The sequence below is a fragment of the Sphingobium estronivorans genome (assembly GCF_008692605.1).
Taxonomy (GTDB): Bacteria; Pseudomonadota; Alphaproteobacteria; order Sphingomonadales; family Sphingomonadaceae; genus Sphingobium; species Sphingobium estronivorans.
Window position 1 is genome coordinate 1 of sequence record NZ_LFCT01000049.1, and the last position, 10,035, is coordinate 10,035.

Sequence of the window (10,035 nt, forward strand, 5' to 3'; positions counted from 1 at the left end):
AGCCTGCCATCGCTCCGCGGAGCAGCTGCTTGCGCCAGGTATAGAGCTGGCCTGTTCCAATGCTGTGCCGTCGAGCTACGGCCGATATGATCGCGCCAGGCGCCGTCGTCTCCTTCAGGATCGCCAGCTTCTCCTCGTCGCTCCAGTTCCGACGCCGCTCCACCCGTACAAGCGCTCCGCCATCACCGCGACCGCTCATACGAGGCTCGTTTGACTGCTCGATGTCCATGCTCACGCCTCCTCAAAGGCCGCGAGCTTTCCTATTCCGGTGCCGGCAACAAGGCCGCCTTCCGTCGGCGCTTACAATGCTCCAGATGTTGATCAGTATCTCTGCGCTGACATAAATCGGGGCGTAGTCGCTGCGAGGGCGTGATCTGCATCCGTGCGACGTTCGCGATGCGCCCCCGCGGCGGTTTGATCGGAAGAAGCATCGTAACCGACTATTCGCTGCCATTGACGGTTGAATAGGGATAATGCCATCACTGCATGTCGCGCTTTTGGATAAGCAAAAGCGGGGGTTGTCTGGCAGTGAGGAGGCTGCCCCGAACCGGCGCTATTGATGGCCGATCCTATCTAAGGGTTGCCTGATGGTTTGCCAGGCAACGCGTCTGAGCCGTCCTGTTTTCTAAATGACAACACATGATCGCTGAGCGGAAGCGAGCGAATCCTCGGCCCACCAGCATCATAAATTGCGTTCAGCATCGCAGTCATCACAATAGGGACGGCATCCTCTCCAACGCCGGCAGGATGATCGTCGCTCTCGACAAGTTCGACCACGATGTTTCTACAGGCAGTGGCAAGCCGAGCGACGTTGTGATCCTGGAAATTGCGCTGGACGACACGGCCGTCCTTGAGTGTGATTTTACCGTAAAGGGCCGTGGTGATTGCCCAGAAGATGCTTCCTTCCACTTGGCCGCGGACTACCTCCGGATTGAGGATGCGTCCGCAGTTCAGCACCGCAAATACGCGATCGACCCTAAGGCCGCCTTTGCCGTCGAGTGTCACCTCCACAACCGACGAGGCGGTGCCGGTCCGGTAGCTGTCCCAATAGCTGAAGTCGCTGACCGAAATGCCTCTGCCGCGCCCCTTCGGAAGAGGCGTTCCCCATTTTGCCATCTGGCAGACCCGCTTTAGCACGGCACGCATGTGCCGGATGCGTCGAACGGCGACGTCGCGGCCCTTCAGGTCGGATGGCACCGATCCCTCGTCCAACAGGTCCATGTAAAGGTCGACCGGATCACGTCCAGCGGCGACCGCCAGTTCGTCCTGAAATCCCTGGTTCATCCAGACATGCTGTGTGAACGCCACGCCGCGCATCCAGCCGAACGGCTGAGGCGTCTTGACGCGAGCATACTCGATCCTAAGGTTCGGCACATAGTGCGGTAGGCGAGCCGGTCCATAGCTTTGATCGGGCGCCGTGCCACTAATCACGCGATTGAACCACGCGATCACATTCCCCTTCTCATCAAGCCCCGCCTTGAAGCGTGAGATGGTAATCGGTGGCGGATAACCGCGCGCCATCATCTCTTCGCGGGTCCATATCATCTTGATGGGCTTGCCAGGAATGGCCTTCGCGATCTGGACCGCCTGCGATACATATTCGTTCTGGCAACGCCGTCCGAAGCCCCCCCCGACATATGGCAGATTGAACTGTACCCGTTCAGGCGGCAGCCCGGCGGTAACTGCGGCGAGTCGATGCGCTTCCTGGGCGAACTGCGTGGACGCCCAAACCTGGAGTCCGTCCGAATTCAGCCATGCGGTGCAGTTGATCGGCTCAAGCGGCATCGCGTCCATGAAGGGGTAGGAATAATCCGCCTCGATAACGCGGTGAGCACGGCCGATCGACCCTGCGAAATCTCCGGCTTCCCGGACTACCGGCTGCGGCCGCCCAGCCCGGCTGACCAGGTCCGCCATGATGGACTCACTGCTGGTGTAAGCAAATTCCCCATCATCCCACTCGATCGGAAGCGCCAGAAGCGCCTTCCTTGCCCTCCAGAAGCTGTCCGCGACGACGGCAACGGCATCGTCCATCCCGTAATCTTCTCCGCCGTCGGCAAGCGGACCGTTGAGGCCGCAAGGTCCTGCCGCGATCCGGACGACCCCGACAACGCCCGGCATCTTGGCAATCGCTTGTTCGTCGAACGAGACAAGCTTGCCGCCATAGACAGGGGATTGTTGCACGACCGCATACAACATGCCCGGCAAATCGACATCGATGCCATATTCCAGCTTCCCGGTCGTCTTGGGAACCAGATCGAGGCGCTTGATCGGCTTTCCGATCAGCCGGTAGTCAGCAGGGTCCTTAAGTTTGACCCGCGAAGGGTGCGGCGGCGCAATATGGGAGGCGGCGGACGCGACCTCCGCGTAGCTTTGCCGTCCCCCGCCGGGCAATATGATGCTGCTCTCCTCGGTTCTCAAATCCGCTACGTCGAAGCCCGAGCGCCTGGCGGCAGCGGTCAAAAGCATTTGTCTGATCTGAGCGCCTGCCATTCTCATGGGATTGAAGAGACGGTCAGCTGACCAACTGCTCTCCGTGCATGTATATACATACACATTGTTGCGCTTGAGGTTCGTCAATGGATCGAAGAATTCGGGCCGGATCGATGACCATTTCAGATCGAGCTCTTCCGCAAGAACCTGCGAGAGGGTTGTGACCACACCCTGTCCAATGTCGCTCTGTGGAATGCGGATGCGAACCGTGTTGTCGGGCATCATTACAACCCAAGAGAATAGCTCGACCGAATCGGAAGGCTTAGGATCGGCGACCCGGCAACCCGTCATGGTGACGGGAAAAACCACACCTGCCGAAACGGCGGCGATCGACTTCAGCAAGGAACGGCGGTCAGTATTCATGGCTTCTTCACGTGCGCCCGTTCGCGGCCGCGTGGATCGCGGCGCGTATGCGATCATAGGTCCCGCACCGGCAGATGTTCGTGATCTCGCGATCGATGTCTTCATCCGTAGGGAAAAGTTTCTTCCCCAGAAGCGCGGTGGCTGCCATTATCATACCGGACTGGCAATATCCGCACTGTGGAACACGAATATCCTGCCAAGCTTTCTGTACAAACTGGTCGCCATTGGCCGAAAGCCCCTCAATCGTGGTTACTTCGAGCCCGACCGCGGCCGTCGCAGCCAAGGAGCAAGATCGGGCGGTCTGGCCGTCCACTATGACCGTGCAGGCGCCGCACTGGCCGATGCCACAGCCATATTTCGTACCTTTGAGCTTCAACGTGTCACGGAGCACCCAGAGTAGTGGCGTATCATCGTCGACCTCGGCGGGCATGGTCGACCCATTAATCTTCAGCTCAATCCTCATCATTATACTGCCCATCTGGCATACACTGCCGACCGCGGTAAATTGGCAATCCTTTTGAGCACGCGGAAGCCGGGGCGTCAATATAATTATCCACACGCTGAATTGGTGCAGCCCGCCTGACGCAAGCAGCGCCTGCACCATTCAGGAGATCCGCACCGCAACGCCGTAGGAGTGCTATGGGTCGGTTGTCCGCGCGCCTCGCCCGCCGGAATTTTCTTGTGAAATGGAGGGCTCCATCTGCCTTGTCGCACGTTGATGATATGTCTAGCGACAGGAGGTCAGGCGCATGATGATTCGAGCTTTAAAGCGCTGTTCATTCCTCGTCGGCGCGCTTCTCCTTCCGATTTCGGCCCCAACTGCGTTTGCCAACGGTCCCCCATCTTCGTCCCCTATCGAGGCCCGGAAGCTTTTAGCCAAGGTGGACGCAGATCAGGACAGGCGAATATCGTTGGCGGAATGGCGAATGCAGAGCCTGCCGAAAGCCAATTTCGAAAAGCTGGACCGTAACCGGAACGGCTTCATCACTTTCCGGGAACTGGCTGATTTCCCGCCGTCGACCCTTGATGCAACGCGCGACGGAAAGCTTTCCGCCCTTGAGTTGAAGTTTGGCAAAGCCGAGGCCCGAATAGGAGCTGCACCAGCTTCCAAGTAATAGTATGGTCGCGTTCGAAAATGGATTCTTCTGACCGGCTTTGGTGAAGGATGAAAATATCCATTGAGAAGCGATCATTGGAAGAGTGATCATCCATCTTTGTAGCATTGCCGCTTTTTTTGGCGGGCGCTTCGACAAAGTCGAAAATTGATCGTTCAGCGTCGTAGAACACAAAATTGCTACCGACCGCGATGCTCGGCAAACACGCGAAAAAATGGGGCGATGCTTGCCCCCTGCATGGCGAGGAGTTGCAGATATCGTGAATTTGGTTTAATAATATCGCCTACAATACCGATCCACTCGCAACTGTCGGCAATGGGGGCGGCAATGATTGTGTTGTGCGCGACGAGTCTTATCTCGTATTGTTCGCGGTCTTGTCCGGAAAGTCGGCCTGGGAAACGTCTGTTTCGCAATCTTCGGCCGTTATTGCTTGTCCCCTTGTGAAGCTGATGGCGCCTGCGCAGCGCAGACCCGAGCCCGATTTAGTCGAATTTTTCATCGTCGAGGATAAGATGAGCGGCTGCGCTTCGTCGCCGCAGAAATTTTGCTCCCATGGCCGCTAATTTATTCGGCTGTTGATTTTCGAAAGGACTATGAAATCGGTGTTGTGAGTGTTTCATTATAACCTTGGATCATATGCTATCTATTTGAATATATAAAGATAATCGTCGGGAAAGGGTCGGCTGATCCATTTGCTGCGAGGCGCGTGCCCTGCCCAGCTCTAATGGGCGTTGACAATGCCATTAATTATGCGACAACGTAATTACTGCATGTTGCTCGGTCGACCCCGCTTAGGCGGAATTCCGTTCGGCGCGAGGAGAAGCAGTGGCGGTTCGCAGGTGCTGAGGGGGCACCTTGGCCGACGCGAACGGGAAGTGCCTTCGGCGAAATGCACTCTCGCTCTGCAGAGGACGTATAATGAAAGGGAGAAGTATATGATTGCTCGCATCACCCGCGGTTCTGCTCATACCGCACTGGCGATTTCGCTTGCTTCGCTGCCGCTGGCAGTCTCTGCTACTGCTTATGCCCAGGATCAGGTCCAGCCTGAACCGAGCGCCGCTTCTGCAAGGGGCAATGGCGATATCGTTGTTACGGCGATGCGGCGCGAACAGCGCCTTCAAGACGTTCCAGTCGCCATTTCTGCCTTTGGCGGGGAGGCGCTTGAGAAGCGTCAGGCGGTGCAGATCTCCGATCTTATTCAGCTGTCTCCCAATTCGCAGGTCAACTATCCATTCGGTGAAGGTGGCCCGCCCAACTTCGTCATCCGCGGCATTTCCTCGACCGACTATTCCGCTAACCAGAGCAAGCCGATCGCGATCTACATCGACGAAGGCATCCGCGGCCTGTCGACATTCGAAACCATGCCTCTTTTCGATGTCGAGCGCGTCGAGGTGTTGCGCGGCCCGCAGGGCACGCTCTACGGCAAGAATGCGACCGGCGGTGCTGTCAATATCGTCACGAAAAAACCGGGCTTTTCCACCGAAGGATATGTGACGGGCAGCTACGGCAACTTCAATCGTGTTCGACTGCAAGGGGCTTTGCAGGTCCCCTTGATTGACAATGTGCTGGCGATGCGCATTGCAGCGCTTTATGTCCACGATACGGGCGTTCTCAAGAATGTCACGCCGGGCCTTGGCGACCTCGATCAGACCGACGTCTTTGCCTTCCGCGGCGCGCTACAATTCGAACCTGCGGATAACTTTGAGGCCACATTGCGCTTCAACCACGTCAAAAGCGGCGGTCGCAATTACACGGCATATGCGGGAAACATCGATTTCAACGATCCCCAAATTATCTTCCCTGGCAATAATTTGTCCAACCTGCCGGGATCTAACCGCGATGGTCTGAGCTTCTTTGAAAGTGCCGTTAATCGCGCGCCGAAGCGGCTTATCCGCAGCGACGGCTTCAACCTGATCATGAACTGGGAAGCAACCGATACCCTCAAGCTAACCTCCGTGACGACCTATGACTGGGGCAAATGGGTTGACACCGGGGATGATGACGGTCTCGCTATCCAAGTGGATGATCCGATTGTCACCTTCGGCAAAAATATGAAGCAGTTCGTCCAAGACTTTCGGTTGGCGACATCGTTTGATGGGCCGCTCAACGTCCAGGCGGGCCTCCTGTACACGTATGATGCGGTAAATGCGGGCTTCAACTATTCGCTCCTGACGGATCCGGGTTGCGGTGCCGTATGTAGCTTCGGCTTCACGCCCACTGGAACCGGCTTTATCCAGTCGAACAGCTTCAACCAGAAGCGCAACAGCTATGCCGCTTATTTTCGTGCTGACTATGAGGTAACCGACACGCTTTCCGCATATGGGGGTGTCCGCTTCAGCCGGGACAAGGTTGCTGTCTCTAATTTCAACGCATTCCTCGGTGACAATGTAGATCCCGTAGCCATTCAATCGATCAGCAATTATTCTGATCGCCGCACCTTCAACAATACGAGTTTCGAGGTTGGCGTAAATTGGAAGCCTACGCAAAATATCCTGCTCTACGCTTCAATGCGCGAAGGGTATCGCAGCGGCGCCGTGAACGCGCAGGCCTTCAGCGATCCCTCCGAAATCACGTTCGCGCCGCCTGAAACTGCGCGGACTTATGAAGCAGGGTTCAAGTCCACGCTTCTCGACCGTGCGCTGACCATCAACGGTACTGTGTTCCAGACCGATTATGCAAATCAGCAAGTTGTCGTGACCGAGGCGGGCGGGCTATTTCCGCTCCGTTCGATCAGCGCCGCGCGCGTTCGCGGGTTCGAAGCTGATATCACCGCGCGGCCGATCGATCGGGTGACGCTTGGCGTCGGCGTCGGCGTGTTGGATCCAAAATACCGGAACAATGCGACAGTTACGGGTACGAGCGGCATCGACGTCTCAGGAAATCAGATATCCAATGCCGCAAAGTTCAGCCTCAACCTCAGCGGCGATTTCGTGCTCGCCGAAATCAACGACGCTACCGTCGACCTCAGTCTCGACGGTGCATATACTTCGCGTGTCTATTATGACATCGCTCAGACCCGAACGCTGTCTCAACCAGGCTACTGGGTAGCCAACGGTCGCATTGCATATAACGCCAAGCGTTTTGCGGTGGGTGCAGGCGTAAAGAACATCTTCAACGAGAAGTATTTTACCTACGGTTTGGGCCTGCGGTTTGTAGGATTGGATTACCTGATCCGTGGTACACCGCGTACCTACAGTGCAGATGTCACTTTCCGCTTCTGATCTTCAAAAGATGCGAGTTTAAATTTTTTGTACTTCTTTCTCGCTGACGAACAATCAGCGAGAAAGAAGTCTTTTATTTAGTATAATCAAACTCCATTTCGCTGACGTTGGTACGAATTTCTCAAGGTTTAGATATAACTTTGGGATTATCATAAAAGATTTATACGGCCGCTTTGCAAAATAACCTAAAACAGGAGTTGGGAATGCGCGATGTTTTGGTTACCAAAGCGACAGGAACGACCGGGCGTTATGTGGTCGAACGCCTCGCGGAGCGCGGGGCGTCGGTCAAGGCCGCATCAAGAAACCCTTCATCGGTCACGCAGGGCAACGTCGTGCCAATATTGTTCGATTGGGAGAACCGATCGACTTGGGATGCTGCACTGGACGGCACTGATGCCGTCTATCTCGTCAAACCAGAGTCGCCCGAGGTAACGCAAATCATCTTCGATTTCATCGAGTTGGCTAAGAGTTTCGGCGTCATCAAAATCGTACTTCTCTCGGAAATAGCGGCGGAAACACGCACGGCCGATGCCGATGAATTAAAAGTTGAGAGAGTGGTCGAACAGAGCGGTTTAACCTACACCATATTGCGTCCAAATTGGTTCATGCAAGACCTCGTCGACGAGCGCTTTTTCGGAGATCTGATCCGTCGAGACGGGGTCATCGTGATGACGACCGGGGGCGCGGCAACGGCTTGGATCGACGCGAGGGATATAGCTGCCGTGGCCGTCGAGGTTCTACTTGGTGCGGATTATGACAAGCAAGCGCTCACGCTTACCGGCCCTGATGCATTCACCCTTGTGCAACTCACGGATCGCATAGCGGCTGTGACCGGGACGGTCGTCCAGCCTGTCGAGGAGACGACCCAGGCGGCAGAAGAGCGGCTTCGGAAATCAGGTGCATCCGAGGGTTTCATTGAATATTTCTCAAATATCGGACGCAGCATAATGAAGGGAGATACCGCCTCGGTCGCCGATCAAGTTGCGCTTATAACAGGACGCGAGCCCCGCACTCTTGACGCTTTCCTCACTGAGTACGCGCCTTTGCTGCAGCGCGGTGCCGGACAATGACGATGCAGGATCCGGTCGAAACTCAGCTTTCGCGTGACAATGAGGCCTTGCTCAAGAAGCAGGTTGATGCTTGGGCGCGAAATGATCTGGATGCGCTCTTGGCGCTCTACAATGATGAGATGGAATATATAGACATTCCGTGATGTCGGTCCCGGCCGCGATGACGTCTTCCAGGCGGATGGTCGAAGTGATCCGTCCCAGCCGCTCGCGATCCAGATCGGTCGCAAGACGCGCCCAGGCTTCGAGACGGCGCGGCTTCGGGCACATGACGGAATCGATGCCGAGTAGAGAGACGCCGCGCAGGATGAAGGGCGCCACCGTGCCCGGAAGGTCCATCCCTTGCGCCAAACCGCAGGCCGTGACCGCGCCGCCATATCGGGTCATCGACAGGACGTTGGCCAAAGTATGCGATCCCACGCTATCGACACCGGCGATCCAGCGTTCCTTACCGAGCGGCCGCCCGGGACTGGACAGTTCGTTGCGGTCGATGATTTCGGCGGCGCCAAGGCCCTCGAGATAGTCCGCTTCCTCGGCCCGACCGGTCGACGCGATGACGTGCCAGCCTGCCTTCGCCAACAGCGTGATCGCGATCGAACCGACGCCGCCGGCCGCACCGGTGACGATGACCGGCCCATCGGCTGGCTGCAGTCCATGCTTCTCCAACGCGAGAATGCTGAGCATCGCGGTATAGCCTGCGGTACCGATCGCCATCGCTTCGGACGGCGTCAGGTCAGCAGGTAACGGCACCAGCCAGTCGCCCTTGACCCGGCTCTTTTCAGCGAAGGCGCCGAGATGGGTTTCGCCCGTGCCCCATCCGTTGAGGATGACTCGATCGCCGGGTTGGAAATCGGGATGGCTGGACGTCTCGACCACGCCGGCGCAATCGACGCCGGGGATCATCGGGAAGCGCCGGACGACCGGGGCTTTGCCAGTGATCGCCAGACCGTCCTTGTAGTTGACCGTGGTGTGCGTCACCCGAAGCTCGACATCGCCTTCCATCAGATCGGCTTCGCTGAAATCCGTCAGCGCGACGGTTCGGCCTGTGTGGTTCTTTTCGATCACGACTGCTCGGAATGTGCTCATGATAATGCTCCTTTCTCAAAATTAGACCGATCGGCTAGAATTGTTCAAAAAAGGGGGTCAGGTGCGGATCATTGCGAAAAACCCTTCCGCGAATGTCCGGAGCGGAGCGCCGCTGCGTTCGAGCTTGGCGCGCAGCACGGCGCCTTTCCCACCCGATCCAGAAGAAGGCGGCGAGGCGATCAGCATCATGGTGGGCTCCGATCTCACCGGCAGCTTGCGCGGCTCGCAGGCATTGGGCCGTGCGATGCGGGGCGGCACATATGGCGAGCTGACCGCACCATCGCGGTCGCCGACCACAATGTTCCGACCGATGGGCGCGGGCAGCCCGATGTATTTCGCTGCCTCCGTCATGACTTGTCTCCGTTGCTGACTAATCCATAGTCAGCATCCCAGATTCGAGCGGCCGAGGCTCCCGCAGTCATTGGGTCTAAGAAGCTCGGTTTCCTCAACGCTTCGCTCGATATTCGGCCAGCCAATTTCCCGTTCGATCGCGTCCCTGGGATCCTCGTGCTTCCAGCGCCCTTCGATCAGCAGCCGCCCGAACGCCGCGTAAATTTTGCCGATTTCCTTCAGGCGACGCGGGCGTGGATTGACTTCCTAGCCGAAGCACTCCCCACTCCTGGCACCGATTGGTGAGATGCCGAGCTAGAAGACGCCCCGAGTTTTTAGTAAGCGTGGGCTGGAGGCCGCAGA

8 protein-coding genes are annotated in these 10,035 nt (G+C 57.2%); 3 read left to right on the forward strand and 5 right to left on the reverse strand.

Annotated elements, in window-relative coordinates; all coding sequences use genetic code 11:
- From F7P65_RS21550 to F7P65_RS21560, 3 genes are all read right to left on the reverse strand, one after another.
- Nucleotides 1-229 (reverse strand): transposase (locus F7P65_RS21550; protein ID WP_150295590.1); only part of this gene is annotated, 229 nt, incomplete at its 3' end.
- 344 nt (nucleotides 230-573) lie between these two features.
- Complete coding sequence (locus F7P65_RS21555) at nucleotides 574-2,820, reverse strand: nicotine dehydrogenase subunit L (RefSeq protein WP_150295596.1); 2,247 nt, start codon at nucleotides 2,818-2,820, stop codon at nucleotides 574-576.
- Between the two features lie 40 nt (nucleotides 2,821-2,860).
- Nucleotides 2,861-3,319 carry a nicotine dehydrogenase subunit S gene (locus F7P65_RS21560; RefSeq protein ID WP_017183765.1) on the reverse strand — a complete coding sequence of 153 codons (459 nt, stop codon included), beginning with the start codon at nucleotides 3,317-3,319 and terminating at the stop codon, nucleotides 2,861-2,863.
- Nucleotides 3,320-3,602: 283 nt separating this feature from the next.
- On the opposite strand from F7P65_RS21560, the gene F7P65_RS21565 reads away from it, so the two are divergent.
- The 3 genes from F7P65_RS21565 (at nucleotide 3,603) to F7P65_RS21575 (ending at nucleotide 8,259) form a co-directional block, all read left to right on the forward strand.
- A complete protein-coding gene (locus F7P65_RS21565; RefSeq protein ID WP_128830675.1) occupies nucleotides 3,603-3,968 on the forward strand; it encodes an EF-hand domain-containing protein in 366 nt (121 codons plus the stop codon).
- A gap of 935 nt (nucleotides 3,969-4,903) precedes the next feature.
- Complete coding sequence (locus tag F7P65_RS21570) at nucleotides 4,904-7,189, forward strand: TonB-dependent receptor (protein ID WP_162854745.1); 2,286 nt, start codon at nucleotides 4,904-4,906, stop codon at nucleotides 7,187-7,189.
- Nucleotides 7,190-7,392: 203 nt separating this feature from the next.
- Nucleotides 7,393-8,259, forward strand: coding sequence for an NAD(P)H-binding protein (locus F7P65_RS21575; RefSeq protein WP_150295594.1), 867 nt, complete (start codon nucleotides 7,393-7,395; stop codon nucleotides 8,257-8,259).
- A gap of 51 nt (nucleotides 8,260-8,310) precedes the next feature.
- Here F7P65_RS21575 and acuI read toward each other — a convergent pair whose 3' ends face one another.
- Nucleotides 8,311-9,342, reverse strand: coding sequence for an acrylyl-CoA reductase (NADPH) (gene acuI / locus F7P65_RS21580; RefSeq protein WP_025547141.1), 1,032 nt, complete (start codon nucleotides 9,340-9,342; stop codon nucleotides 8,311-8,313).
- A 57-nt stretch (nucleotides 9,343-9,399) separates the two neighbouring features.
- Nucleotides 9,400-9,693, reverse strand: a complete 294-nt coding sequence (locus F7P65_RS21585) for a hypothetical protein (RefSeq protein WP_025547142.1) — start codon at nucleotides 9,691-9,693, stop codon at nucleotides 9,400-9,402.
- Between the last annotated feature and the right edge of the window lie 342 nt (nucleotides 9,694-10,035).

Bases quoted from the DNA above. Each gene is read 5' to 3' on its own strand.
- acuI (WP_025547141.1), bottom strand. From the start codon at position 9,342: ATGAGCACATTCCGAGCAGTCGTGATCGAAAAGAACCACACAGGCCGA.
- F7P65_RS21560 (WP_017183765.1), bottom strand. From the start codon at position 3,319: ATGATGAGGATTGAGCTGAAGATTAATGGGTCGACCATGCCCGCCGAG.
- F7P65_RS21575 (WP_150295594.1), top strand. From the start codon at position 7,393: ATGCGCGATGTTTTGGTTACCAAAGCGACAGGAACGACCGGGCGTTAT.
- F7P65_RS21570 (WP_162854745.1), top strand. From the start codon at position 4,904: ATGATTGCTCGCATCACCCGCGGTTCTGCTCATACCGCACTGGCGATT.
- F7P65_RS21585 (WP_025547142.1), bottom strand. From the start codon at position 9,693: ATGACGGAGGCAGCGAAATACATCGGGCTGCCCGCGCCCATCGGTCGG.
- F7P65_RS21565 (WP_128830675.1), top strand. From the start codon at position 3,603: ATGATGATTCGAGCTTTAAAGCGCTGTTCATTCCTCGTCGGCGCGCTT.